The sequence below is a fragment of the Mesorhizobium sp. M0587 genome, assembly GCF_040320945.1.
Classification (GTDB): domain Bacteria; phylum Pseudomonadota; class Alphaproteobacteria; order Rhizobiales; family Rhizobiaceae; genus Mesorhizobium.
In genome coordinates this window covers 1-23,814 of record NZ_JAMYQP010000012.1, presented here as the reverse complement: position 1 = coordinate 23,814, position 23,814 = coordinate 1, and the positions used below count along the sequence as shown (strand labels likewise).

Below are 23,814 nucleotides of genomic sequence, written 5' to 3'. Positions count from 1 at the left end.
GATCTCACGTTATCAGCGCATCCAGTTCCGGCAGAAGGACGACGCTTTCCTGTTCGTTGGGATCGGTGCGAGCGATGACGGCCGAGGAGGGGGTGCCGCTGAGATTGGCCGGCAGATGCGGCACGCCCGCCGGGATATAGAAAAGGTCGCCGGCCTTGACGACGATATGATGCTCCAGCCGATCACCATACCAGGTATGGACTTCGCCGGAGAGCACATAGATCGCCGTTTCATGGCTCTCATGCATGTGCGCCTTGGCGCGGGCACCGGGCGGCATGGTGAGCACGTGCATGCATATGCCGGAGGAGCCGACCGACTCGGCGGCGATCCCGGCGAAATAGGTCAAACCCTGCTTGCCTTCATAAGTGCTTTCAGGGCGAATAAGATGACAGGTGGGTTTAGGCGACATCGGGGAAACTCCGGGCGTCGATCAGACGGGACAAGACCAATGGGACTGGGCGAGTGGAAAACAACAACGCGATAAAAGCAATCGGAATCCGACCAACGCCCCGGTGGCGGGAACAGGCTGGCCTCAGCCGATGACAGGGACTTCGCCAGCCGTCGTTTCGGCAAACAAACTTGGCCTCACCTTCCAGACCAATGACGGGCCGGTGCAGGCACTGTCCAATGTCGACCTGACTATCGGGAAGGGCGAGTTCGTCTCCTTCATCGGGCCGTCGGGCTGCGGCAAGACCACCTTGCTGCGCGTCATCGCCGACCTGGAGAAGCCGACCTCGGGGACGATTTCGATCAACGGCATGACAGCAGAACAGGCGCGCGAGAAACGCGCCTACGGTTATGTCTTCCAAGCCGCCGCGCTGTTTCCATGGCGCACCATCGAGCGCAATGTCGGGCTGCCGCTGGAGATCATGGGCCTGTCCAGGGTGGAGCAGGCGGAGCGCATCGGGCGCACCCTCGACCTCGTCAATCTCAGCGGCTTCGAGAAGAAATATCCCTGGCAGCTATCGGGCGGCATGCAGCAGCGCGCCTCGATCGCCCGCGCGCTGGCCTTCGACGCCGACCTTCTGTTGATGGACGAGCCGTTCGGCGCGCTGGACGAGATCGTGCGCGACCACCTCAACGAGCAATTGCTGCAATTGTGGAGACGCACCGACAAGACCATCTGCTTCGTCACCCATTCCATTCCCGAAGCCGTCTATCTGTCGACGCGCATCGTCGTCATGTCGCCGCGGCCGGGCCGCGTCAGCGACATCATCGAATCGACGTTGCCGAAGAAGCGGCCGCTCGACATCCGCGAGACGCCGGAGTTCCTGGCGATCGCCGCGCGGGTTCGTGAAGGGCTCCGGGCAGGGCACAGCTATGATGATTGAGGTGATGCAGCACGGACTCGCGGCAGCGCCCCGAAAGGCGCCTCCACCTCACGAAGGCGCGGCAACCCACGCCTTCGTCATCCTAGGGCGGAGTAGCCGCGAAGCGGCGTACGCAGACCCTAGGATCCATGCCGTGACGCCTGACGCAAGGCGCAAGCGGTCGAGAATATTCGGCAAGCCAAGCGGCGCGGAAGGAGCCATATTCCGAACGGTCGCGGAGCGGAGAGGTAACGGCATGGATCCTAGGGTCTGCGCCGCGTCGCTTCGCTCCTTGCTTCGCCCTAGGATGACGAAGGCAAAGGCGGCCGACCTCCGCTTCGCTCCGGCCACCCTCTCCCCGTTGGGGAGAGGAGGGCGCTTCGCTGGCGAGGGCCGCTAGATGGACAGCTTTCGCGACAAGCTCATCCCCGTGACCTCGATCCTCGCTGGCGTGGTCGTGCTCTGGTATGTTTTCGCCGTTATCCTCAACACGCCGTTCCAGCGCGATCTCGACCGTCGCGCCGGTGAAACACCTGCTTTGGGCGAATTCATCGGCAAGACGTTGTCGCAGCCGAAGCCGACATTGCCGGCGCCGCATCAGGTGGCGGTGAATTTCTTCGAGAACACGTTTCTGCGCAACGTCACCTCGAACCGCAGCCTGGTCTACAATGCCTGGGTGACGCTGTCCTCGACGCTGCTCGGCTTTGCCTTCGGCACGGCGCTGGGCATCATCATCGCGGTCGGCATCGTGCATGTGGCGACGCTCGACCGCAGCCTGATGCCGTGGATCATCGCTTCGCAGACCATTCCGATCCTGGCGGTGGCGCCGATGATCATCGTCGTGCTCGCGGCGATCGGCATCACCGGTCTGGTCCCGAAGGCGATGATCTCGACCTACCTGTCGTTCTTTCCGGTTACGGTAGGCATGGTGAAGGGGTTGCGCTCGCCCGAGATCATGCATCTCGACCTGATGCACACCTATAATGCGAGCGCTTCGCAGACCTTCTGGAAATTGCGCGTGCCGGCATCGGTGCCGTTCCTGTTCACCTCGATGAAGGTGGCGGTGGCGGCGAGCCTGGTCGGCGCCATTGTCGGCGAACTGCCGACGGGTGCCGTCGCCGGCATCGGCGCCAAGCTGCTGGCCGGCGCCTATTACAGCCAGTCCATCAACATCTGGTCGGCGCTGGTCGCCGGCTCGGTGGTGGCAGCTCTTCTGGTCATGGTGGTTGGCATTGCCGGGCGCATCGTCGATCGCGCGATGGGCGGGAGGCCGGCATGAACTGGCTGAAACCCTCCTGGCAAGCGGTGCTGGCCATCGTGCTCTGCCTTGTCGCGGTGGCGCTCGGTGCGATGTCGAAGCCGGAAGCGGCAGCACTCGCGGACCCGACGACCAGCATCGATTATCCCTATCTCGGAACGAAGGGCTTGATGTTCGGCCTGGCCATGCTGGCGGCGTTGATCTCGATGACCAGGATTGCGCGTCTTGCAGAGGCCGTGGTGCTGTTCATCGGCGCCCATCTCGTCGCCTGGCTGCTGATATCGGGGATCGCGGGTTTCGAAGGCACGGCCTTGGCGCCGTATTTCCTGCTGCTCACGGCTGCCTGGCTGCTTGGCTGGCGCTGCGTGGCGGTGTTGTCGGGACTTCGCGTAATGGCAAGCTGGGGGCGGACCGCACTGCGCCTGATCATCCCGGCCATCTTCGGCGCCTGGATCCTGATCATCTGGGAAGCGGTGACGCGGGGCGCCGGCATCCCCTTCATCCTGCTGCCGCCGCCAAGCGCCATCGGTGCGCGCATCGCCGCTTCGCTACCGGTGCTCGGCGCCGACGTCCGGCAGACCATCTTCAAGGCTGTTATCTTCGGCTATGTCGTCGGCAGCGGCGCCGGCTTCATCACCGCCATTCTCGCCGACCGCGTGCCGTTCCTGCGGCGTGGGCTCTTGCCGATCGGCAACATGGTCTCGGCGCTGCCGATCATCGGCGTGGCGCCGATCATGGTCATGTGGTTCGGCTTCGACTGGCAGTCCAAGGCGGCCGTCGTCATCATCATGACCTTCTTTCCGATGCTGGTGAATACGGTCGCCGGGCTTGCCGCTTCCGGCCACATGGAACGCGACCTGATGCGCACCTATGCGTCAGGCTACTGGCCAACGCTCATCAAGCTAAGGCTGCCGGCCGCGGCGCCTTTCATCTTCAATGCGCTGAAGATCAACTCGACGCTGGCGCTGATCGGCGCGATCGTCGCCGAGTTCTTCGGTACGCCCGTCGTCGGCATGGGCTTCCGTATCTCGACCGAGGTCGGGCGGATGAACATCGACATGGTCTGGGCCGAAATCGCAGTTGCAGCACTTGCGGGTTCGGTCTTTTATGGCGTGGTCGCTCTTGTCGAAAGAGCCGTCACGTTTTGGCATCCCTCTGTCCGTGGTGGATAGGGGCGGTGGGTTAAGGGCGCTAACTTCAGAGGGTAAAAACATGAAAAGACTGATTATTCCAATTCTGGCCGGCGCGATGTCGCTGGCCGCGTTCCAGGCGATGGCCGCCGACAAGGTGACGTTGCAACTGAAATGGGTCACGCAGGCCCAGTTTGCCGGCTACTATGTCGCCAAGGCCAAGGGTTTCTATGAGGCCGAGGGTCTCGACGTCGACATCAAGCCGGGCGGCCCCGATATCGCGCCCGAGCAGGTGATCGCCGGCGGCGGCGCCGATGTCATCGTCGATTGGATGGGCGGCGCGCTGGCCGCCCGCGAGAAGGGCGTGCCGCTGGTCAACATCGCCCAGCCGTTCAAGAAGGCCGGCATGGAACTGGTCTGCCCGAAGGACGGCCCGATCAAGACCGAAGCCGACTTCAAGGGGCATACGCTCGGCGTCTGGTTCTTTGGCAACGAGTATCCGTTCTATGCCTGGATGAACAAGCTCGGCCTCAAGACCGATGGCGGCCCGGACGGTGTCACCGTGCTCAAGCAGAGCTTTGACGTTCAGCCGCTGATCCAGAAGCAGGCCGACTGCATCTCGGTCATGACTTACAACGAGTACTGGCAGCTGATCGACGCCGGCTACAAGCCGGAACAGCTGACCGTGTTCAACTATTCGGCGATGGGCAACGACCTGCTCGAGGACGGGCTCTATGCGTCGGAAGACAAGCTCAAGGACTCGGCCTTCGAGGACAAGATGGTGCGTTTCGTGCGCGCCTCGATGAAGGGCTGGAAATACGCCATCGAGAACAATGACGAAGCGGCCGGCATCGTCATGGACGGCGGTGGCCAGGACGAGAACCACCAGAAACGCATGATGAGCGAAGTCGCCAAGTTGGTCGACAATGCCGACGGCAAGCTCGACCCGGCAACCTACGAGCGCACCGCCAAGGCGCTGCTCGACCAGAAGATCATCACCAAGGAGCCGAAAGGCGCCTACACCACCGCGATTACCGACAAGGCGGTGAAGTAAAGCGGCGCGATCCGACTTCCCGCGCGAATTCGAGAAGGGGCGGGCAACCGCCCCTTTCTCACGTGCCCTCATGCGCGGCCGGTCACAAAAACGTGTACAGGGATATATTCCGCCGCCCAACCGTTGGTTGAGGCATGTGCGCGCCTGGGAGGTGCGGAGCATGCGACAGCCAATCGGAGGTTCTTCAATGCCCAGACATTCCTTCCTGCCGGTGCTCTCAGCGCTGGCCATTTCGACCGCGTTCGTATTCGTATCACCGGTCATGGCCGAGACGGTGAAGTACAAGGCGACGCTCGATGGCGGCCAGCAGAGCCCACCCGTCACCACCAAGGGCAAAGGCAGCGCGACGCTGACGTTCGATACCACAAAGAAGAAACTCAGCTGGAACGTCAAATATTCCGGTCTCAGCGGGCCGGCTTCGGCGGCGCACATTCATGGTCCGGCGGCGATGGGTGCGAACGCAGACCCCGTTATTCCGTTCAAAGGCAAGCTCAAGAGCCCGATTAAGGGGTCGGCGACGCTCACCGACGCCCAGGCGGCCGACCTTGAGGCCGGCAAATATTATGTCAATGTCCACACCAAGGCGAATCCGGACGGTGAGATCCGCGGGCAGATCGAAAAGGCGGCGGCGTCGATGTAACGCGACGTCGCTCGGGGCGCGCCCGTATTAGCTTGCGAAAGCTTTGCGGGACAGCGCCTCCTCTGTCCTGCCGGACACCAACTTTCAGACCTTGTCCCTTATCTGCGTCATTGTGCGGGTTGGGGTGATCGCCTCCGGATCGAGCCTGATCTCGATGATCGCCGGCTTGCCACTGGCGCGGGCGCGCTCGAAGGCGGGCGCGAAATCCGCCGTCTTCTCGACTGTTTCGCCATGGCCGCCATAGGCGCGGGCCAACGCCGCGAAGTCCGGATTTTTCAGATCGGTCGCGACGACACGGCCGGGATATTCGCGCTCCTGGTGCATCCGGATAGTACCGTAGATGCCGTTGTTGACCACGATGACGATGATCGGCAGGTCGTACTGCACGGCGGTGGCGAATTCCTGTCCGTTCATCAGGAAGCAACCATCGCCGGCGAAGGCGACTACGGTGCGATCCGGGAACAGCTCCTTGGCGGCGACCGCCGCAGGCGTACCGTAGCCCATCGAGCCGGAGGTCGGCGCCGCCTGGGTGCCAAAGCGGCGGGAGCGGTGGAAGCGATGCACCCAGGTGGCGTAGTTGCCAGCGCCGTTGGTCAGGATGGCATCGTCGGGGAGCACCGTTTCGAGATAGGTCATGATCGGCCCCATCTGGACTGGGCCGGGGCCGGTTTCCGGCGGCGTCGACCAGTCGAGATAGGCGGCATGCAGCTTTGCCGTCTCCGCCGCCCAGCCCGGCGCTGCCGGTCCCTTCCGTCTGGCGAAGGCGCGCACGAAGGCGGCGGGCGACGCGTTGATCGCCAGCGTCGGACGGTAGACGCGGCCGAGCTCGCTGGCATCGGCGTGGACATGGACCAGCGTCTGGTCGGGGTAGGGGCTCTTCAGGAGTGTGTAATCCGAGGACGGCATCTCGCCCATGCGGCCGCCGATCAGCAGCACCAGATCGGCCTGCTTGATCGCTGTCGCCAGCTTGGGGTTAATGCCGATGCCGACATCGCCGGCATAGTTCGGGTGCAGATGATCGAACAGCATCTGGCGGCGGAAGGAGCAGCCGACCGGCAGGGACCAAGCCTCGGCGATGCGGGTGATTTCCTGAACAGCTTGGAAATCCCAACGTGTACCGCCCAGGATTGCAATCGGCCGTTTGGCGGCATTGAGCAGCGCCTCGAGCCGGTCGAGTTCGGCTTCGGCGGGGCTGGTCTCGACCGAGGTGTAGGCGAGCGCGGCCGGTGCGTCGACGACACTGGTCAGCATGTCCTCGGGCAGCGAGATGACCACTGGGCCGGGGCGACCCGATGTCGCGACCGCAAAGGCGCGGGTGATGAATTCGGGGATACGCGAGGCGTCGTCGATCTCGACCACCCATTTGGCGATGTCGCCAAAAAACCTGACATAGTCCACCTCCTGGAAGGCCTCGCGCTGCTTGGCGTGGCTGGCAACCTGGCCGATGAACAGGATGAGCGGGATCGAATCCTGCATGGCTATATGGATGCCGGCCGAGGCATTGGTGGCGCCGGGGCCACGGGTGACGAAGCAGATGCCGGGCTTGCCGGTCAGGCGGCCGTGGCAGTCGGCCATCATCGCGGCGCCGCCTTCCTGGCGGCAGACGATGGTGCGGATCGTGGAATCGTGCAGCGCGTCGAGCACCGCGAGGTAGGATTCTCCGGGCACGCAATAGATACGGTCGGTGCCATTGGCTTCGAGCGCGTCGACGATCAGTTGTCCGCCGGTCTTCATTTCCCAGACCTCTCCAGTTCGGCAAGAATTTCTTGCGTGTGCTCGCCCAGGCGCGGCGAGGGACGCTCATAGACGAGCGGTGTTTCAGACATCACCATCGGCGCCCGCACCGACGGCAGAAGATTGCCATGGCCGTCGTCGAGATCGAGCCGCATGCCGCGCGCGATGGTTTGCGGGTCGGCAAACATCTGCCCGATCGTGTTGATCGGGCTCGCCGGCACATTTGCCGCTTCGAGCTTGGCCAGCAGCGGATCGCGCCCCCAGTCCTTCAGCGCCTCGACCACGCGTTCGCGCAGCTTGACCCGGTTGGCGACCCGGGCAGGATTGGTAGCGAAGTCGGGATTTGCAGGCAGTTCGTCCAGCCCGACGACAGCGCAGAACCTGGCGAACTGGCCGTCATTGCCAACCGCCAGAATGATGTGGCCGTCCTGGACCGGAACCACTTCGTAAGGCGCGATGTTCATATGCGCATTGCCCATCTGCACCGGCGACTTGCCGGAGACGAGATAGTTGAGGTTCTGGTTGCCGAGAGCCGAGATTTGCGTGTCGAACAGCGCCATGTCGATGTGCTGGCCTTCGCCGGTCCGTTCGGCGTGGCGCAAAGCGGCCTGGATGGCGATGACCGAATAGAGGCCGGTGAAAATATCCGATATGGCGACGCCGGCCTTTTGCGGCTCGCGGCCGACCTCGCCGGTGATCGACATCATGCCGGCCATGGCCTGGATGATGAAGTCGTAGCCGGCGCGTGGCGCGTACGGCCCGTCCTGGCCAAACCCGGTGATCGAACAGTAGATCAGGTGCGGATTGATCTTGCGCAGGTTCTCATAGTCGAGCCCGTGTTTCCTGAGGCCGCCGAGCTTGAAATTCTCGATCAGCACATCCGAGGTCGCGACCAGCCGGCGCACGGTTTCCGCGCCCTCCGGCGTCGAGAAATCAATGGCGATCGAGCGCTTGCCGCGATTGCAGGAGTGATAATAGGCGGCCGACAGGTTCTCGCCGTCCTTGCCCATGACGAAGGGGGGACCCCATTTGCGGGTGTCGTCGCCGCCATCGGGGCTTTCGACCTTGATGACGTCGGCGCCGAGATCGGCAAGCAATTGCCCGGCCCATGGCCCGGCAAGGATGCGGGCGAGTTCGACGACGCGGACGCCTTTCAGCGGGGGCTCAGCCATAAATCACCGTGGTTGATCGAAGCAGAGCCTCTATCAAGCCCGGCAGCGGCTGTCACGGCCCTTGCAATAGGCCAATGTACCGGCTTGGAGAGGGCGCGTGCCGCGGTGACCGGGTCACGATTTCAGCACGCCGTCGGCCCAGCCGGCGAAATCGTTCATGATGGAGTCGCGATTCACCTCGTTCAGGCTTTCGTGGCGGGTGTCCGCGTAAACCTTTGAAACCAGATTCGAAAAGCCCATCGCGTGCATGCGATCGGCAAGATGGGTGATCCCCTTGCCGTAGTCTGAGGCGGGATCCCTTTCGCCGCCGACGATGCTGACGGGAAGATCGCGCCTGATGCCGGCAAAGCCGGAATTCTTGCCGCCATTCAGCGCCATGGCGACGACGTCGCGCCACATCGACACCGAGGCATCCCAGCCACAGAGCGGATCGGCGATGTATTTCGCCACCTCCGCCTCGTCGCGCGACAGCCAGTCGAACAGCGTGCGGTGGCCGAGCACTGCCTTGCCCCATGCCTGGAAGGTGAGTTTAGGCAGCAGGCGCGACGGGACATCCGAGCCTAGCCGCATCCGTTCCCAGCCAAGGATGCCCAGAGCCAATTGTCCGAGCAGGCCAGTTGAGAAATTGCCGTTCCAGATCGCGGCGGCATGGATGCGTGGCGAATGACTCAACAGGTAGTTCAATGCCACGGACGCGCCCATGGAGTGGCCGAAGAGGATGACCGGCAGGTTCGGCTGTTCGCTGGCGATGAGATCGTGGACGGCGTCGACATCGGCGATCACCTTGGCCGGGCCGTCCTTGCAGGCGAACCTGCCGAGCGGCGCATCGGGCGCCCTGGTGGCGCCGTGGCCGCGATGGTCATGGACATAGACATGAAAGCCGCGTGCCGCGAGGAAATCGGCGAAGCGGGCATAGCGCGCGGCGTGCTCGGCCAGCCCATGATTGATCTGGACCACGGCGCGTGGGTGGCCATCGGCCTGCCTGACGAAGAGATTGAGCTCGGCGCCGGTCGGCGAGCGAACCATGCGTTGTTGGTTGAATGGCATGGCCGCTTGGTCCCCAGGCGTGTTCTGTCTTGCTTGAGCATGATCTTCCAGAAAACCGGATTCCGCTTTTCGGGATCGTGCTCTACCGCAGCGGCCCTGTTTGCGCTGGTGCCGGTTTTGCGTCAATCCGCCGCGCGTCGGTCTCGCGACGATGTTTCTTGCCACAGGCCAGCAAAATATCGCAATTCTGACATGGAGACAGCTTCAGGCTATCGGCCACTTTCTTCCAGGCGGGGATTTCCTATGCGCATTGGTGTTGTTTTCGGGTTGGCAATGCTGGCGGCATCGCTGGCAGGCGCTGCGCAAGCAGACGTCAAGATGAGCGGCACTTTCGTTGCCGACGCTGCCTGTCCGGCAACGCAAGCCATCAAGAACGGCAAGAACCCCGGCAATGTCTCGACCGATGCCGGGCAGAGCTATCAACTGTTGGCCGGCAATAAGGATGCGCCGACGCACTACCTCATCCAGATACCGGGCGCCGATCCGGAACGCCGCTGGGTGAAAGTTTCCTGCGGTCATCTCTCGGGCAGCAGTGCCGCAACGGTGCCGGCGGCACCAGGCGGACAAGGCAAGCCGGCGGCCTCGGGAAAACCCGAATACGTCTTCGCACTGAGCTGGCAGCCGGCCTTTTGCGAGACCAAGTCGAACAAGACCGAATGCAAGGCGCAGAACCCGAACGAATTCGATGCCACCAATTTCACCTTGCACGGATTGTGGCCGCAGCCGAACGGCAATTTCTATTGTCAGGCGACAGCTGGCGACAAGGCCAACGACAATCCGGCCCACTGGAAGGATCTGCCGCCCGTCAATCTGGACGCGGACACACGCGCGGAACTCGACAAGGTGATGCCGGGCACGGCTTCGCAGCTCGATCGGCACGAGTGGATCAAGCACGGCACCTGCTACGGCGAGAGCCAGCAGGAGTACTTCTCCGAGGCGCTCAAGCTGATGCGTGAGGTGAACAACTCGCCAGTGCGCGATCTCTTCGCCAGGAACATCGGCGGCAAGCTGACGGCGGACCAGATTCGCGGTGCCTTCGACGCCGCCTTCGGTACTGGGGCAGGGGACCGTGTGCGCGTGTCCTGCGTCATCGATCCGTCGAGCGGCCGGCGGCTGATCGGCGAGTTGACACTCGGTCTCGCCGGTCCGATCGCCCCGGACAGTTCGCTCAAGAGCCTGCTGCTGGCTTCGGTGCCGACCAACAAAGCCGGTTGCCCGACCGGCACTGTCGACGCGATCGGGTTCCAGTAAACGCGGTTCGGCTCCGGTCGAGCCCCGGCAGCGCGCACTTGTCCGTGTGATCGGCTTGAAGTGGCGAAAGCGATTGCCGTTCGCCGCCGCATCGCTTACATAGCGCCCAACCTCCATTCAATTCGACAAATCCAGTCAGTTTTTCTGGGTCGGTCAGTTTTTCAAGGAAAGCGCGCGTGGCACGCCAGTTCATCTATCACATGGCCGGCCTCAACAAGGCCTATGGCACCAAGAAGGTGCTTGAGAACGTTCATCTGTCCTTCTACCCCGACGCCAAGATCGGCATCCTGGGCCCCAACGGCGCCGGCAAGTCGACGATCCTCAAGATCATGGCCGGCATCGACAAGGACTGGAACGGCGAGGCGTGGCTCGCCGAAGGCGCGACCGTGGGATATCTCGCGCAGGAGCCGGCGCTCGACGCGGCGAAGACCGTGTTCCAGAACATCATGGAAGGTGTTGCCGCCAAGACCGCCATCATAGAGCGCTACAATGAACTGATGATGAACTATTCCGACGAGACGGCCGACGAGTCGGCCAAGCTCCAGGACGAGATGGACCGGCTCAACCTTTGGGATCTCGAACAGCAGGTCGAGATGGCGATGGAAGCGCTGGGCTGCCCGCCAAAGGATGCCGACGTCACCAAGCTGTCGGGCGGCGAGCGCCGGCGCGTCGCGCTCTGCCAGCTGCTGCTGCGCCAGCCCGACCTGTTGCTGCTCGACGAACCGACCAACCATCTGGATGCCGAAACCACGGCGTGGCTCGAAAAGCATCTGCGCGCCTATCCGGGTGCCGTGATGATCATCACCCACGATCGCTACTTCCTCGACAATGTCACAGGCTGGATCCTGGAACTCGATCGCGGCCGCGGCATTCCCTACGAGGGCAACTATACCAAATACCTCGAAGCCAAGGCCAAGCGCCTCAAGCAGGAAGGCCGCGAGGACGATGCCCGCCAGCGCGCCATCGGCCGCGAGCGCGAGTGGATCCAATCCAGCCCCAAGGCCCGCCAGACCAAGTCCAAGGCGCGTATCCAGGCATTCCAGGATCTGCTGGATGCAGCTGACAAGCGGCGGCCGACCGACACGCAGATCGTCATTCCGCATGGCGAACGGCTCGGCAATGTGGTGATCGAGGTCGAAGGCCTCTCGAAGGGCTTTGGCGACACGCTGTTGATCGAGGGCCTGGAATTCAAGCTGCCGCCGGGCGGCATCGTCGGCGTCATCGGCCCGAACGGCGCCGGCAAGACGACACTGTTCCGCATGATCACCGGCCAGGAAAAGCCCGATGCCGGCACCATCCGCGTCGGCGAGACGGTGAAGCTCGGCTATGTCGACCAGAGCCGCGACGCACTCGATCCGTCGAAGACGGTATGGGAAGAGATTTCCGGCGGGGCCGAAGTGGTCAAGCTGGGCAAGTTCGAGGCCAATACACGCGCCTATTGCGCGTCGTTCAACTTCCGTGGCGGCGACCAGCAGCAGAAGGTCGGCAACCTCTCAGGCGGCCAGCGCAACCGCGTCCATCTGGCAAAAATGCTGAAGACCGGCGGCAATGTGCTGCTGCTCGACGAACCGACCAACGATCTCGATACGGAAACGCTGGCGGCACTCGAAGACGCGCTGGAAAATTTTGGCGGCTGCGCCGTCATCATCTCGCACGATCGCATGTTCCTTGACCGTCTGGCGACGCACATCCTGGCCTTCGAAGGCGACAGCCATGTCGAATGGTTCGAGGGCAATTTCGAGGACTACGAGCAGGACAAGATCCGCCGCCTCGGGCCAGAAGCGGTCAACCCGCACCGCATGACGTATAAGAGGCTGACGCGGTAGCTGACAGGCAACGAGCCGTTGCAGTCCACCTTCGTGTGACCTAAATTGATGGAATGGAGATTTCCATGATGACGGTCAAACTGCCGCATGAGACAGAGAAACTGCTGGCGGATATGGCCAGGGCCAGTGGTCGCACAGCGGATCAGGTCGCCCTCGACGCGATTCTCGAGGCTATCGAGGATTGGCAGGATGCCAGAATCGCGGAAGAACGCCTCGAAGAAGATGACGGCGTGCGTGTCCCCCTGGAAGAGGTGTTGCGGAAGCTTGAACTTCGCGAGGCCGAGGAACGGCGCAAGAAGCCTGCCGCTGAATGAGTTGGCGTGTCGAGTTCACGTCGCGAGCCGAAAAGGATATCGAGCGGCTTTCGACGAAAGAACAACGACGCGTCCTCGAGTTTCTCCATCAACGCGTGTCGGCGCACCCCAATCTCGGATTCTTGCCAAGCGTCTGACCGGCACCAAGCAGGAAGCGTGGCGTTTTCGCGTTGGCGACCACAGAGTCATCACCCAGTTCCAAGATAGCCGACTTGTCGTCCTGGTCGTCGAAATCGGCAATCGTCGTGAGATCTATCGATGAATCACAGCGAAGCCATCGAAGCAAGACCTGACTGGTCCGCCGCCCAATATCTGAAATTCGAGGACGAGCGCACGCGGCCCGCGCGCGATCTCGCAGCGCAAGTGCCGGTCGACTTTCCGCGCCGGGTCGTCGACATCGGCTGCGGGCCGGGCAACTCGACCGAATTGCTGGTCGAGCGCTGGCCGGACGCCGAGGTGAGCGGTTTCGATACCTCGCCCGACATGATCGAGAAGGCGAGGGAGCGTTTGCCCGATGTCACCTTCGATCTGGCGGACGCATCCAGCTGGCAACCTGCAAAACCCGTCGACGTGATCTTCGCCAATGCGGTTTTCCAGTGGCTGCCCGACCATCCGGCGGTGTTCCAGCGGCTGATGGGGTTTCTCGCCCCGGGCGGTGCGCTCGCCATCCAGATGCCCGACAATATGGCCGAGGATTCTCATCGCCTGATGCGGGAAACCGCAGCCGAGATGCCGTTCGCCGCGAAGATCAATGGTGCGGCGCGCGCGCCGCTGCCGCCAGTGTCGTTCTACTATGACCTGCTGGCGCCCCTCAGCGATCGGCTGGATATCTGGCACACGGTCTACAACCATCCGCTGGCCGACGCCGAGGCGATCGTCGAATGGGTGAAGTCGACGGGGCTGAAGCCCTTTCTCGACCCGCTGGACGCGGACGAGAAGGCGATGTTCCTCGACAGTTATACGGCCAGGATCGCCAAGGCCTATCCCAGAACGGCGAGCGGCAAGGTGCTGCTGCGTTTCCCGCGCATCTTCATCGTGGCCAAGCGGGCTTGAGCACGGCCAGCGTGGGCTGCTTTGGGTGCTCCGCCGCTTGACCCGGTTTCGCCACCGTGCGCATTTCGATGCCGCAGGAATTGGGGTGAGTTGCCCGTGTGGCAGGGGTGGATGATGATACTGAAAAAGATGCTTTACGGCGGCGGCATATGCGCGGCGGCGCTGCTGGCGTTCTCTGTGTCGGCGGAAGCCAAGCGGGCGCGCTGCTTCACCACGGATGACGGCTATTTCCCATGCAGCTACAGGACCATCGACGGCGCCGGCAGTTTCCGCATTTCGGCGCCTGGCTATCCGACCTATGTGCTGGAGATCGACGGGCCGGGCTTCGCCTATGGCTATGTCGATCTCGGCCGCCGCAACGTGCCTCTGCCGGGGCAGTATGTGCGCAGCCGCGATGACGGCGCGTGCTGGAACAACCCGCAGACCAACACCAAGCTATGCGCCTGGTGAAGTCCGGTTTAAGCCGGCGTAAACCTTTGGTTTAAGCCGGCGTAAACCGGCTCGATGAGAAAACGTTGCGCCGGAGTGTTTCGGCGCCCACATGAAACCGCAATGCCCGCGGATGGGACGGACTGAACATGCATCGCGTCATCGTCAGCGGCATCGGCGCTGAAATCCCTGAACCTGTCATCACCAATGAAGAACTGGTCGAGAGCTTCAACAGCTGGGTCGATAGCGAGAACGCGCGACGGCAGGGCACCGGGGAGACGCCGCTGCAGAAATCCGACAGCGACTTCATCGTTCATGCCTCGGGCGTGCGCACCCGCCACGTCATCGAACGCGAGGGCATTCTCGATCCGACCCGCATGACGCCGCGCATTCCGGCGCGGCCGGACGACGTGCTGTCGCTGCAGGCCGAATTCGGCATCGCTTCGGCCAGGAAGGCTCTCGACCATGCCGGACTGGAGCCTTCCCAGATCGACCTGGTGATCTGCTCGGCCTCGCATCACCAGCGGCCTTACCCAGCGATCGCCATCGAGATGCAGGAGGCGCTGGGGACAACGGGCGCCGGCTTCGACATGGGGCTTGGCTGTTCCTCCGCGGCGGCGGCCCTGCACATGGCGGTCAATCTGGTGCGGTCGGGCGCGCACAAGCGCATTCTGGTGACGACGCCGGAGATCATCACCGGCCATCTCAATTTCCGCGACCGGCAGACGCACTTCATCTTCGGCGATGCCTCGGTGTCGATGGTGGTGGAGGGGCTCGCCCAGGGCGAGAAGCGGCCGGGGCGCTTCGAGGTGCTCGACACGCGCATCTGGACCCAGATGTCGAACAACATCCGCACCAATCTCGGTTATTACACCCGCGCCACCCAGGATGACCCCTACATGATCAACCTGGAAGGCAACCTGATCAAGCAGGTCGGCAACAAGGTGTTCAAGGAAGTCACCGTTGCCGGGCATAAATTCATCGTCGAATTCCTGGCCGAGCATGGGCTGACGCCGCAGGCGGTCAGGCGCTTCTGGCTGCACCAGGCCAATGCGCGCATGAACGCCATGATCCTGAAGCTGTCGTTCGGCCATGAAGTCGACCACGACCGCGCCCCGATGGTGCTGGAAAAGCTGGGCAACACGGCGGGCGCCGGCGCCATCGTCGCACTGTCGGAGAACCATGCCGACATGAAGCCCGGCGACCACGGGCTGATCTGCGCCTTCGGCGCGGGATATTCGATCGGCGGCGCGCTGCTGAGGATGCTGTGACCTGACGCGTCAGGCTGGCGCGAAGGGGACCAGCATGGGCACGCGCCGGGCATAATCGTCATAGGCGCTACCCAGTTCACCACGCAGGAAGCGTTCCTCCAGCCTTGCCTTCATGACGATGCCGATGGTGAGCAGCGCGGCGCCGGCCACACCCCAGACGGTGCCTTTCGCCGCCATGGTGGCGAGGATCGCCAGTAGAAGCCCGGTGTAGATTGGGTGACGAACGAGGCCATAGGGTCCGGTGTCGACAACGCTGTGCTCTGCCTTGGCGGTTACGGTGCCCGACCACAATCGGCCGAGATGCAGGCGCGCCCACCAGCAGAAGGCGAAACCGACGGCAATCAGCGCTACACAGATCCAGGCTTCGGCCAGGTTGGGAAACCACATACGAAACCGTCCGACATAGCCATGTGCCGGAATGAAGAGCAGGATGGTGCCAAGTATCAGCACTGCCCGATAGGGCGCCTCGGCCAGAAAGCCGGCACGTTTCTCGGCCCGGTCAGCCCAGAAGGCGGCAGCGGCCCATGACACCACCCAGATCAGCCAAAGCAGCACCATTGCCGTCGCGGGACGCATGAGCACCTCCACCGATCTGTCCGGACGTCACCATGAGACCGTCAGAGCGCGGCGGCATTGCGGCGCAATACGGCAGTGGGTACGAGGATCGTGATCGGCGCCGCGGCCTCATTCAGCAGGACCGCTGAACATCCACTGTACGTCGAAGGCATCGATCAGCATGCCGAAGCTGGTTCCCCAATATTGGCGGGTGAGGGGCACAGTGATCCGGCCACCTGCGGTCATGTGATCGAAGAGCTCGCCCATTGCGGCCAGATCGTCGAATTCCAGCATCATGGCAGAGCCTTTCATAGGCTCCGCGTCGTCATTGTCGGAAGCATGAAACAGAACGCCCTGGCCTTGGAATTGCGCATGGAGAACTTTTCCGCGCATGGCTTCTGTTCGCACCGGCATGCCGTTGTCGCCCCAGCGCAGCAGGATCGTTCCCCGGCCCAGGCCGCATTGCTCATAGAAGGCCAGGGCCGGTTCGCAGTTGGTGGTGAAGAATAGTGCAGGGGAGAGCCGCATGGGATCGCTCCTTGCCGCATCAATGCGCGGCGGCGGTGGCGGCGATGAGCGCCTCGCCCGTATATTGCCTGTCACCAATGCCCCAGCCACCGTCGGGCGCGTTGACGATGTTGATCCAGGTGTTTTCCGGCCGGTGGCCCGACACGCAGAGCTTTGCGACAATCCCGGCGGCAGCGGTGATGAAGGTCTTGCGGGCTTCGACCGAGCCAAGTCCGATATTGGGCAGCTTCAGTTCCACCATGACGACAGGCCGATTGGCGCCTCCCGCATAGATGTGGCGAGGCGGGAGGATATGGACCGTGCCGCCGACAATCGCGGTGAAGAATGCATTGCCGGTGGCGCCGGAGGCCTCGATGAGGGCGGCGCTGAGGCGCGGCAGGATCTCGCGTTCGCCTGCCGAGGTCAGTACGCCTTTCGGGGCGGTCACGGTGATTGGCATGTGGATCTCCTTGGGCTCGGGTTGCATGGCCTTGCCGACAGGGATGTCGTCCGGCTTGCCATGTTTCGTATCAATTGTTACGTTACGTGGAGGTTGCGAGTCAACGGGTTTCGTATCGATCACTATGAATAATTGGCACTATGAATAATTTGGAAAAGCGCGGCGGCCGGCCGCGTGCATTCGATCCAGGCCGGGCGCTGGATGCCGCGATGCATCTGTTCTGGGAGCATGGCTATGAGGCGACGTCGCTCGCCATGCTGCGCGAGGCGATGGGGCTGACGCCGCCGCAGATCTACAACGCCTTCACTGACAAGGAGACTTTGTTTCGCAAGGCGCTGACGCACTATCACGAGACGGAAACTGGCTTTGCGGTCGAGGCGCTGAGCGCGCCAGTGTCGACGGGAGAGGCTATCCGCCGCTTGCTGCTCGGCGCAGCAAAGGCCTATTCCAGGCCCAGCAAGCCCGGTGGCTGCCTGTTCGTCAGCGGCGCATTGGCGGCCTCGCCGCAGGCGCAAGCGATTGCCGATGAGCTGAGGACCTATCGCAAGGCAAGTGAAACGGCGATAGCGGCACGGCTGGCGAAAGGCAAGGCAGCAGGCGATCTGCCAGAAAACCTCTCGGTGGAGGGCCTGGCCAAATACATTGCAAGCGTTATGAACGGCATGTCGATCCAGGCGCGGGACGGCGCTTCGGTCGAAGACTTGCGCGCTTTGGCCCAAACCGCTCTTGCGGCCTTGCCGGTCGGAAGGCAAAACCAAGCGTATGATTGAAGGACAGAACGCCATGCTGGACCTCTTCCGCGAGGCTGAACAGCCGGTCGACATCATCCCGGGCAAGAAGCTTGTCGCCAGGGCGGCAGCTCTCTACGTCGCGCCGTCGGATCATTTCCAGACGCGTGCGGTGGACGAATTGCGGCTGGGTTTCGACGGCATAGCGGGCGATTTCCATGCCGGGCCGACGCGGCGTTCGGGCGGGCGCGAGCCCTGGTATCCGCGCGGCACCGAAATGCGCAACGAGCGACAATTGTCCATCGTGGCGGAGGATGAGCTTGCCATCGTCGCCGAGCGCATGGGGCTGGCCGAGATCAAGCCGGAGTGGATCGGCGCCAATCTTTTGATCGAAGGCGTGCCGCACCTCTCCATGCTGCCGGCCGGCACGCTGCTGTTCTTCAAGGGCGGGGCGACAATCAAGATCGACGCACAGAACGGACCTTGCCGGATCTCCGGCCGATCGATCGCCGAAAATGCCGGCATGGCCGACGTTGACGCCGGCGCGCTGTTGTTCCCGAAAGCGGCGAAACGCCTGCGCGGCGTCGTCGCCTGGGTCGAGAAGCCGGGCACGATCCGGGCCGGCGAGGAGATCTCGGTGCGCGTGCCGGAGCAGTGGATTTATAGGGGTTAGCTGCGCGTTCTTATTGTCGCCAAAGAGCAGGGGCTGCGCCGCCCAGCGGACCGCGCGCAGAAGTTGTCACGCCTCAGCTATTGATCATCGGCAGGCCGGTCAGGATAGCTCACCGGGCTCGACCATTCCGGGTCATTGTGCTTTTGCCAGTAGAGCGCCATCAGCCGGCTGGTGATCGGCCCGACCTTTCCGTCGGTGACCGCCGCGCCGTCGATCTCCGTTACCGGCATGATACCGCCGGCGGTCGAGGTGATGAAAACCTCGTCGGCTTCACGCAGCGAGGCGACGCTGACATCGGCGGGAGCAGCGGCCAGACCTTCCTCAGCGCAGAGATCAAAGACGGTGCGCCTTGTGATACCGGGCAGCACGCCAATGGCCGGCGTCGACAATTTGCCGTGCTTGACGCAGAACACGTTGAAGCCGGGCCCTTCGGCGACATTGCCGTTGAAGTCGAGGATCAGCGCCGTCTCCGCGCCGCGGTCATAGGCGTCGTAGAGACCGCGCACCAGATCGAGCCAATGATAATTTTTGATCGCCGGATCGATCGAGGCTGGTGGAATGCGCACCTTGTCGCTGATCGCGACGCGCAGGCCGCGCCGCAATTGTTCGGCATTGGCGACCGAGCCGAACGGCACGGCGAATGCCATGAAGCGGTTGAACGCCTGGCGCGGATCGCGGCTGAAGGTCGGCGAGGCGCCGCGTGTGCACAGCATTTCGACATAAGCGGCGCGATGGCCGGATAGCGCGACGCAATTGTGCAGGACCTCGGCCACGCCTTGACTATCGAAGGGGATCGTCATGCGCAGCTTGTCCAGCCCGCCGAAGAAGCGGTCCAGATGCAGGTCGAGGCGAAAGAAGCGGCCGTTCCAGACATGCACCGTGTCGTAAGTGGCGTCGGAATGCAGAAAGCCCCAATCCAGCACCGAGATCTTCGCTTGCGACATCGGTAGATACTGCCCGTCAAGGAAAGCGATGCCGTCCGGATAGGAATGCGGGTCGACGTGGCGGTCGCTGACCACCGGCAGCGGCTTCGGAGCCTGTGTTGCCATCGTCTGGCTCATCGGTGCCTTCTCCAAGCGGGGCGGGATCGGCAGGTTACCGGCGCCATGCGGAAGGCATAGAGCCACTCGCCCGGCGCTGTTCGTCCTCGCCAATGACAGATATGGCACGGCGATCTGGCTGATACATAGGATTGGAATTGCCTTACGATCCTGGAATGGTGGGCGGGAGAGAGATATGGGCAGGTTTGGGATCATTGTTGCAGTCACGATGGGTTTCGCTGTCGCTGGCCAAGCCAGCGCACAATGCGCGAAAGAGGGCGAGGAATTGTGCCAGGGCGGCCAGACCTATCGCTGCGAGAAGACAGGCAGTGAATTGACGCCGATCTTCCAGAACGTGCCTTGCGTGGTCGACGTACCGACGCTGACCGGCATATGGGTGGGCAACGGCCACCAGAGTCCGGCAGGTGACACCGGCGCCGATTGGTCGATCGCCATGACGATCAAGGACGGCGGCGCGTCGATCGACTATCCATCAGTCGGCTGTGGCGGATCGCTGTCGCAGACGTCGAGAGATGATACGTCGGCGCAATATCACGAGAGCATCACTTACGGGCAGGACAAGTGCATTGACGGCGGCGACATCACCGTCCGGTTCTTCAAGGGAAACCTGTCCTGGCTATGGGTCGGCCAGGCGGACGGCCAGCCCTACAATGCCGTCGCCGTGCTGAAGCGGCAGTGACCCGCGGCCTCATCCATCCTCGTCGTCGGCGTCGAGCAGGCGTGTGGCGCGCCAGCGCGTGAGCACGACGTTGGTCTGCTCGATGACGAAGAAACGCGCCGAGTCGCGGTCATAGCCTTCGGCCAGCAGCTTTTCGTAATCGGTATGGCCGTGGCGGATATGGGCGATGGTCGCTAGCCATACGGCAATCGTCGGCGGCAAGGTCTTCATGTGCACCGAGCCGGCGTCGGCACGGATCTTCTCCATGTCGGCATAGGGCGCCAGGGGCAGCAGCGCAGTCAGCGCCTTGGCGATGGCGCGGCGGCGACCGGTCGGCGCTGTCATCGCCGAACCCGATTGGGCTCGTCGCGCCCTTCCACGGTCGCCTCGGCAATGGCGTCGGTCGAAGCGAAATAGGGCTTGATGTCTATGACGGGCGTGCCGTCGAGCACGTCGATGGCGTCGAGATCGATGCGCCCTGTGCCGATATCGAGACCGACGAGCCTGGCCACGTGCAGGCCGATCGGGTTCGGCCGAGCAGGGGAGCGCAGGCCGAATACACCTTTCGCTTCAGCCGCATGGCGGGGTTTCTGCACAATCAGATTCCGCGGCGCATGATTGAGCCAGGACAGGATGATCACATGGCTGGCGCGCTCCAGGCCTCGCAGGCCCTCACGATAAGGCGCGTCGATGGTCAGCACCGCCGGCTGCCCGGCCTCGAGGGCGGTGCGCATGTTCTTCGGGCAGGTCTCCCGCGTTGTCCATGGCGAGGCGATGCGGCCGATGAAGACGATCCCGCCATCCGGTGGCATCTGCGCCGGGTCGTTTTCCAGCCTCTGTTCGCCCTCGCGCGTTTCGAACATTTGCGTTTCAGTCATCCTGATCTCGTGGTGCGAGCTTGTTAAATGCCGAGGTCTGTTCCAGGCATGCCATTGCCCACCACATGCCTTTGACGACACACCGAGAGGTCACGCAAGCGGCATTTTCTTGTCCGGAAGCGACATAGCGCTTGCATGGTGGTGAAAATCGACATAAACATATGTTTATATCTTTTTCAAAGAGAATACGCAGATGCATGTCGCGCTCGACACGATGGTGGACACATTGAAGGCGGCGGCCGAATCCAGCCGGCTGCGCATACTGGCGCTGCTGTCGCGCGGCGACCTCACCGTTTCCGATCTTACGGAAATTCTTGGCCAGTCGCAGCCACGCGTTTCGCGTCATCTCAAACTGTTGCTGGAGGCCGGGCTGATCGACCGTTACCAGGAGGGGTCCTGGGCCTTCTTCCGGCTGTCGGATGCCGATTCGGCGCGCGACTTCGTCATTGGGCTGGTGTCCGGCATTCGCAGTGCCGATCCGCAGGTTGAGCGCGACCTCGAGCGGCTGGCCTCGGTCAAACGCAAGCGGCAGGACCGTGCCACGGAGTATTTTTCCGTGAACGCGGCGAGCTGGGATCATATCCGCTCCTTGCATGTGCCGGACCGCGCCGTCGAAGCCGCGATGCTGAAGCTGGTCGGCAAGCGGCCGTTCCAGTCGATGCTCGACCTCGGCACCGGCACCGGCCGGCTGCTGGAAATCTTCTCGCCGCTCTACCGGCGCGGCGTCGGCATCGACATGTCGCGCGAGATGCTGACCGTGGCGCGCGCCAATCTCGACAAGGCCGGCGTTTCGAATGCGCAGGTGCGGCAAGGCGACATCTTCTCGCCGCCGGTCGAGCGCGATGCGTTCGACCTCGTCACCATCCACCAGGTGCTGCACTATCTTGACGATCCGGCGCGCGCCATTCACGAGGCGGCGCGGCTTCTGCGCCCGGCCGGTCGGCTGGTCATCGTCGACTTCGCGCCGCACACGCTTGAATTCCTGCGCGACGAGCATGCGCATATGCGGCTCGGCTTTTCGGACCGGCAGATGGGCGAGTGGTTTGCCGAGGCCGGTCTTGATCTCGAGGACAGCCAGGAGTTCGAGCCGCGCGGCGGTAACGAGGCCAGGCTCACCGTCAAGCTGTGGCTTGGCCGCGACCGGCGCCTACTGATCGCCGATCCCGCCAACGACAGCCAGCAAGCCAAAGTGAACCCGATAGGGGAAATCGCCTGATGAACCAGTTCCGCTTTTCCCGCCGCCCCGACATTGGCGACAAGGTCCGGGTTTCCTTCGAATTCTTTCCGCCGAAGAACGACGAAATGGAAACGAGGCTGTGGGACACGGTCACACGGCTGGAGCCGCTGAAGCCGAAATTCGTTTCGGTGACCTATGGCGCCGGCGGCTCGACGCGCGAGCGCACGGCACGCACCGTCGGCCGCATCCTGAAGGAGACCAGCCTGACGCCGGCCGCGCATATGACCTGCGTCGACGCCCCCCGCCATCAGGTCGATGCGGTGATCCAGGAATTCGCCGACATGGGCGTGAAGCGCTTCGTCGCCTTGCGCGGCGATCCGGCCGCGGGCGTCGGAACCGCCTACCGTCCGCATCCGGATGGCTATGCCAATGGCGCCGAGCTGGTCGGGGCGCTGAAGGATGCCGGCGACTTCGACATCTCGGTGTCGGCCTATCCGGAGAAGCACCCGGAAAGCCCTGACTTCGCCACCGACATCGACATGCTGAAGCGCAAGGTCGACAATGGCGCGACGCGGGCGATCACACAGTTCTTCTTCGACAACGACCTTTACGAGCGCTATGTCGAGCGTGCCCGCCGCGCCGGCATCTATATCCCGATCGTGCCCGGCATCCTGCCGGTGCACAATTTCACGCAAGTCGCCAATTTCTCGGCGCGCTGCGGCGCGCTGGTGCCGGCATGGCTGGCCGAACGCTTCGACGGCTTGCAGAACGATCCGCAGACCCATGCGCTGGTGGCCTCCGCCGTGGCGGCCGAACAGGTGCTGGATCTGGTCGAACGGGGGGTAGGCGACTTCCACTTCTACACCATGAACCGGGCCGACCTCGTATTCGCCGTCTGCCACATGATCGGTATCCGCGCGCATGAGGCGGAGGCCGCCGGATCGGCCGCGGCATAGATAGCCGAACAGCAAAAGGCCGGGTAAAAACCCGGCCTTTCGAATTGTTTGGACTATTGGGTGCTGGTCTTCCCCGTCTTGGCGGGTTCAGGGAAGGACGCCCATAATGAGGGCGCCGATGAAGGCAAACGCAGCACAAATCATCAATGCGTTGATTGGCCTCGTAAGTCCCATGACATAGCCTCCTCTTAAAGAGCTATGTCATGGAGTCTAGTTTCATTTGTGCCACAGGCAAGCGGAAAATGTGCTGCATTGCGACGTGACTGTGAAATTTGCGACCTCGCTTTTCCCGTTACGCGTTGAAACTCTTCGGCAAAAACCCGCTTCAGGCCTGTGAACAAATTATGGCAGGGATGTGTCTCCACCGTGTCATGGCAGCGCTACCACGACCCGAAAGCCAATTCGACTTTCGGAAAGCGCGATGTGGAGATTCAATCAAAGTGGCTTGGACGCGTGGCGTTCTCACGCCTGCCTGAACAAGCGCCCATCTATGGTGACGAGGCCAAGGCCGATCAGCACCACGCCGCCGATTTCGAACGGTTCGAGCCGTTCGCCGAGGAACAGGAAGCCGAGCAGCATGGCGCTGGCCGGGACAATCAGCGTAACCAGCGAGGCGTTGGTGGCGCCGGCGGAGGCGACGAGGTTGAAATAGAGGATGTAGGCGAAGGCGGT

The 23,814-nt window shown here is 62.9% G+C and carries 28 protein-coding genes; 17 read left to right on the top strand and 11 right to left on the bottom strand.

Translation table 11 applies throughout. From position 1 onward, the window contains the following. Positions 1–4 precede the first annotated feature (4 nt). Positions 5–409: a cupin domain-containing protein gene (locus NKI49_RS13575; RefSeq protein ID WP_352600801.1), complete on the bottom strand. Its 405-nt coding sequence runs from the start codon at positions 407–409 to the stop codon at positions 5–7. A gap of 130 nt (positions 410–539) precedes the next feature. Here NKI49_RS13575 and NKI49_RS13570 point away from each other — a divergent pair, with 130 nt between their 5' ends. From NKI49_RS13570 to NKI49_RS13550, 5 genes are all read left to right on the top strand, one after another. Beyond that, a complete protein-coding gene (locus tag NKI49_RS13570) occupies positions 540–1,331 on the top strand; it encodes an ABC transporter ATP-binding protein (RefSeq protein WP_352600803.1) in 792 nt (263 codons plus the stop codon). A 379-nt stretch (positions 1,332–1,710) separates the two neighbouring features. Beyond that, entirely contained in the window at positions 1,711–2,589 is an 879-nt protein-coding gene (locus NKI49_RS13565) for an ABC transporter permease (RefSeq protein ID WP_352600805.1), read from the top strand. Then, positions 2,586–3,740, top strand: a complete 1,155-nt coding sequence (locus NKI49_RS13560) for an ABC transporter permease (RefSeq protein ID WP_352600807.1) — start codon at positions 2,586–2,588, stop codon at positions 3,738–3,740. Before NKI49_RS13565 ends, NKI49_RS13560 begins: the two co-directional genes overlap by 4 nt. 40 nt (positions 3,741–3,780) lie before the next feature. Further along, positions 3,781–4,752 (top strand): ABC transporter substrate-binding protein, encoded by a 972-nt coding sequence (locus NKI49_RS13555; protein WP_352600809.1) that lies wholly within the window; start codon positions 3,781–3,783, stop codon positions 4,750–4,752. Between the two features lie 187 nt (positions 4,753–4,939). Next, positions 4,940–5,392, top strand: coding sequence for a CHRD domain-containing protein (locus NKI49_RS13550; protein ID WP_352600811.1), 453 nt, complete (start codon positions 4,940–4,942; stop codon positions 5,390–5,392). An 84-nt stretch (positions 5,393–5,476) separates the two neighbouring features. On the opposite strand, the gene NKI49_RS13545 is transcribed toward NKI49_RS13550, so the two are convergent. The 3 genes from NKI49_RS13545 to NKI49_RS13535 form a co-directional block, all read right to left on the bottom strand. Continuing rightward, entirely contained in the window at positions 5,477–7,126 is a 1,650-nt protein-coding gene (locus NKI49_RS13545; RefSeq protein WP_352600813.1) for a thiamine pyrophosphate-binding protein, read from the bottom strand. Next, positions 7,123–8,298, bottom strand: a complete 1,176-nt coding sequence (locus NKI49_RS13540; protein WP_352600815.1) for a CaiB/BaiF CoA transferase family protein — start codon at positions 8,296–8,298, stop codon at positions 7,123–7,125. The genes NKI49_RS13545 and NKI49_RS13540 overlap by 4 nt, the downstream gene beginning before the upstream one ends. Positions 8,299–8,412: 114 nt before the next feature. Beyond that, a complete protein-coding gene (locus NKI49_RS13535) occupies positions 8,413–9,345 on the bottom strand; it encodes an alpha/beta fold hydrolase (RefSeq protein WP_352600817.1) in 933 nt (310 codons plus the stop codon). Between the two features lie 243 nt (positions 9,346–9,588). Between NKI49_RS13535 and NKI49_RS13530 the strand changes: the two genes are divergently transcribed. From NKI49_RS13530 to NKI49_RS13500, 7 genes are all read left to right on the top strand, one after another. After that, positions 9,589–10,596 carry a ribonuclease T2 family protein gene (locus tag NKI49_RS13530; protein ID WP_352600819.1) on the top strand — a complete coding sequence of 336 codons (1,008 nt, stop codon included), beginning with the start codon at positions 9,589–9,591 and terminating at the stop codon, positions 10,594–10,596. Positions 10,597–10,772: 176 nt separating this feature from the next. Beyond that, complete coding sequence (ettA, locus tag NKI49_RS13525) at positions 10,773–12,422, top strand: energy-dependent translational throttle protein EttA (protein ID WP_352600821.1); 1,650 nt, start codon at positions 10,773–10,775, stop codon at positions 12,420–12,422. A gap of 65 nt (positions 12,423–12,487) precedes the next feature. Then, the gene (locus NKI49_RS13520; RefSeq protein ID WP_352600823.1) at positions 12,488–12,736 is read left to right on the top strand and encodes a DUF6290 family protein; all 249 of its coding nucleotides are present in this window, start codon (positions 12,488–12,490) and stop codon (positions 12,734–12,736) included. Continuing rightward, the gene (locus tag NKI49_RS13515) at positions 12,645–12,998 is read left to right on the top strand and encodes a type II toxin-antitoxin system RelE family toxin (RefSeq protein ID WP_352600825.1); all 354 of its coding nucleotides are present in this window, start codon (positions 12,645–12,647) and stop codon (positions 12,996–12,998) included. Before NKI49_RS13520 ends, NKI49_RS13515 begins: the two co-directional genes overlap by 92 nt. Beyond that, on the top strand, positions 12,995–13,789 hold the full coding sequence (tam, locus tag NKI49_RS13510; protein ID WP_352600827.1) for a trans-aconitate 2-methyltransferase: 795 nt from the start codon (positions 12,995–12,997) through the stop codon (positions 13,787–13,789). Before NKI49_RS13515 ends, tam begins: the two co-directional genes overlap by 4 nt. Positions 13,790–13,900: 111 nt before the next feature. Then, entirely contained in the window at positions 13,901–14,239 is a 339-nt protein-coding gene (locus tag NKI49_RS13505) for a hypothetical protein (protein ID WP_352600829.1), read from the top strand. Between the two features lie 128 nt (positions 14,240–14,367). Continuing rightward, positions 14,368–15,489: a beta-ketoacyl-ACP synthase III gene (locus tag NKI49_RS13500; protein WP_352600831.1), complete on the top strand. Its 1,122-nt coding sequence runs from the start codon at positions 14,368–14,370 to the stop codon at positions 15,487–15,489. 9 nt (positions 15,490–15,498) lie between these two features. Here NKI49_RS13500 and NKI49_RS13495 read toward each other — a convergent pair whose 3' ends face one another. The 3 genes from NKI49_RS13495 to NKI49_RS13485 form a co-directional block, all read right to left on the bottom strand. After that, entirely contained in the window at positions 15,499–16,065 is a 567-nt protein-coding gene (locus NKI49_RS13495) for a methyltransferase family protein (RefSeq protein ID WP_352600833.1), read from the bottom strand. Positions 16,066–16,173: 108 nt separating this feature from the next. Continuing rightward, positions 16,174–16,572 carry a VOC family protein gene (locus tag NKI49_RS13490; protein ID WP_352600835.1) on the bottom strand — a complete coding sequence of 133 codons (399 nt, stop codon included), beginning with the start codon at positions 16,570–16,572 and terminating at the stop codon, positions 16,174–16,176. Between the two features lie 19 nt (positions 16,573–16,591). After that, complete coding sequence (locus tag NKI49_RS13485) at positions 16,592–17,011, bottom strand: tautomerase family protein (protein WP_352600837.1); 420 nt, start codon at positions 17,009–17,011, stop codon at positions 16,592–16,594. Between the two features lie 140 nt (positions 17,012–17,151). Between NKI49_RS13485 and NKI49_RS13480 the strand changes: the two genes are divergently transcribed. Then, positions 17,152–17,781, top strand: a complete 630-nt coding sequence (locus NKI49_RS13480; RefSeq protein WP_352600839.1) for a TetR/AcrR family transcriptional regulator — start codon at positions 17,152–17,154, stop codon at positions 17,779–17,781. Between the two features lie 13 nt (positions 17,782–17,794). Further along, complete coding sequence (locus NKI49_RS13475) at positions 17,795–18,412, top strand: MOSC domain-containing protein (protein WP_352600841.1); 618 nt, start codon at positions 17,795–17,797, stop codon at positions 18,410–18,412. A 77-nt stretch (positions 18,413–18,489) separates the two neighbouring features. Here NKI49_RS13475 and NKI49_RS13470 read toward each other — a convergent pair whose 3' ends face one another. Then, a complete protein-coding gene (locus NKI49_RS13470; RefSeq protein WP_352600843.1) occupies positions 18,490–19,473 on the bottom strand; it encodes a D-amino acid aminotransferase in 984 nt (327 codons plus the stop codon). A gap of 175 nt (positions 19,474–19,648) precedes the next feature. On the opposite strand from NKI49_RS13470, the gene NKI49_RS13465 reads away from it, so the two are divergent. Continuing rightward, on the top strand, positions 19,649–20,152 hold the full coding sequence (locus NKI49_RS13465; protein ID WP_352600845.1) for a hypothetical protein: 504 nt from the start codon (positions 19,649–19,651) through the stop codon (positions 20,150–20,152). A 9-nt stretch (positions 20,153–20,161) separates the two neighbouring features. Here the strand turns inward: NKI49_RS13465 and NKI49_RS13460 are convergent, their stop codons facing one another. Continuing rightward, on the bottom strand, positions 20,162–20,476 hold the full coding sequence (locus NKI49_RS13460) for a DUF2293 domain-containing protein (RefSeq protein WP_352600847.1): 315 nt from the start codon (positions 20,474–20,476) through the stop codon (positions 20,162–20,164). Then, positions 20,473–21,009, bottom strand: a complete 537-nt coding sequence (gene tsaA, locus NKI49_RS13455; RefSeq protein ID WP_352600849.1) for a tRNA (N6-threonylcarbamoyladenosine(37)-N6)-methyltransferase TrmO — start codon at positions 21,007–21,009, stop codon at positions 20,473–20,475. The genes NKI49_RS13460 and tsaA overlap by 4 nt, the downstream gene beginning before the upstream one ends. Positions 21,010–21,202: 193 nt before the next feature. Between tsaA and NKI49_RS13450 the strand changes: the two genes are divergently transcribed. Then, positions 21,203–22,225 (top strand): ArsR/SmtB family transcription factor, encoded by a 1,023-nt coding sequence (locus tag NKI49_RS13450; protein ID WP_352600851.1) that lies wholly within the window; start codon positions 21,203–21,205, stop codon positions 22,223–22,225. Continuing rightward, positions 22,225–23,142 (top strand): methylenetetrahydrofolate reductase [NAD(P)H], encoded by a 918-nt coding sequence (gene metF / locus NKI49_RS13445; protein WP_352600853.1) that lies wholly within the window; start codon positions 22,225–22,227, stop codon positions 23,140–23,142. The genes NKI49_RS13450 and metF overlap by 1 nt, the downstream gene beginning before the upstream one ends. Before the next feature lie 462 nt (positions 23,143–23,604). On the opposite strand, the gene NKI49_RS13440 is transcribed toward metF, so the two are convergent. Beyond that, the coding region (locus tag NKI49_RS13440) for an EamA family transporter (protein WP_352695648.1) at positions 23,605–23,814 on the bottom strand (210 nt) is incomplete at its 5' end.

Coding starts and splice junctions, on each gene's coding strand:
- NKI49_RS13515 (WP_352600825.1), top strand. CDS start 12,645: ATGACGGCGTGCGTGTCCCCCTGGAAGAGGTGTTGCGGAAGCTTGAAC.
- NKI49_RS13565 (WP_352600805.1), top strand. CDS start 1,711: ATGGACAGCTTTCGCGACAAGCTCATCCCCGTGACCTCGATCCTCGCT.
- NKI49_RS13450 (WP_352600851.1), top strand. CDS start 21,203: ATGCATGTCGCGCTCGACACGATGGTGGACACATTGAAGGCGGCGGCC.
- NKI49_RS13495 (WP_352600833.1), bottom strand. CDS start 16,065: ATGCGTCCCGCGACGGCAATGGTGCTGCTTTGGCTGATCTGGGTGGTG.
- NKI49_RS13575 (WP_352600801.1), bottom strand. CDS start 409: ATGTCGCCTAAACCCACCTGTCATCTTATTCGCCCTGAAAGCACTTAT.
- tam (WP_352600827.1), top strand. CDS start 12,995: ATGAATCACAGCGAAGCCATCGAAGCAAGACCTGACTGGTCCGCCGCC.
- NKI49_RS13485 (WP_352600837.1), bottom strand. CDS start 17,011: ATGCCAATCACCGTGACCGCCCCGAAAGGCGTACTGACCTCGGCAGGC.
- NKI49_RS13545 (WP_352600813.1), bottom strand. CDS start 7,126: ATGAAGACCGGCGGACAACTGATCGTCGACGCGCTCGAAGCCAATGGC.
- NKI49_RS13555 (WP_352600809.1), top strand. CDS start 3,781: ATGAAAAGACTGATTATTCCAATTCTGGCCGGCGCGATGTCGCTGGCC.
- NKI49_RS13540 (WP_352600815.1), bottom strand. CDS start 8,298: ATGGCTGAGCCCCCGCTGAAAGGCGTCCGCGTCGTCGAACTCGCCCGC.
- NKI49_RS13470 (WP_352600843.1), bottom strand. CDS start 19,473: ATGAGCCAGACGATGGCAACACAGGCTCCGAAGCCGCTGCCGGTGGTC.
- NKI49_RS13535 (WP_352600817.1), bottom strand. CDS start 9,345: ATGCCATTCAACCAACAACGCATGGTTCGCTCGCCGACCGGCGCCGAG.
- NKI49_RS13500 (WP_352600831.1), top strand. CDS start 14,368: ATGCATCGCGTCATCGTCAGCGGCATCGGCGCTGAAATCCCTGAACCT.
- NKI49_RS13520 (WP_352600823.1), top strand. CDS start 12,488: ATGATGACGGTCAAACTGCCGCATGAGACAGAGAAACTGCTGGCGGAT.
- metF (WP_352600853.1), top strand. CDS start 22,225: ATGAACCAGTTCCGCTTTTCCCGCCGCCCCGACATTGGCGACAAGGTC.
- NKI49_RS13480 (WP_352600839.1), top strand. CDS start 17,152: ATGAATAATTTGGAAAAGCGCGGCGGCCGGCCGCGTGCATTCGATCCA.
- tsaA (WP_352600849.1), bottom strand. CDS start 21,009: ATGACTGAAACGCAAATGTTCGAAACGCGCGAGGGCGAACAGAGGCTG.
- NKI49_RS13465 (WP_352600845.1), top strand. CDS start 19,649: ATGGGCAGGTTTGGGATCATTGTTGCAGTCACGATGGGTTTCGCTGTC.
- NKI49_RS13460 (WP_352600847.1), bottom strand. CDS start 20,476: ATGACAGCGCCGACCGGTCGCCGCCGCGCCATCGCCAAGGCGCTGACT.
- NKI49_RS13490 (WP_352600835.1), bottom strand. CDS start 16,572: ATGCGGCTCTCCCCTGCACTATTCTTCACCACCAACTGCGAACCGGCC.
- NKI49_RS13560 (WP_352600807.1), top strand. CDS start 2,586: ATGAACTGGCTGAAACCCTCCTGGCAAGCGGTGCTGGCCATCGTGCTC.
- NKI49_RS13475 (WP_352600841.1), top strand. CDS start 17,795: ATGCTGGACCTCTTCCGCGAGGCTGAACAGCCGGTCGACATCATCCCG.
- NKI49_RS13570 (WP_352600803.1), top strand. CDS start 540: ATGACAGGGACTTCGCCAGCCGTCGTTTCGGCAAACAAACTTGGCCTC.
- NKI49_RS13530 (WP_352600819.1), top strand. CDS start 9,589: ATGCGCATTGGTGTTGTTTTCGGGTTGGCAATGCTGGCGGCATCGCTG.
- NKI49_RS13505 (WP_352600829.1), top strand. CDS start 13,901: ATGATGATACTGAAAAAGATGCTTTACGGCGGCGGCATATGCGCGGCG.
- NKI49_RS13550 (WP_352600811.1), top strand. CDS start 4,940: ATGCCCAGACATTCCTTCCTGCCGGTGCTCTCAGCGCTGGCCATTTCG.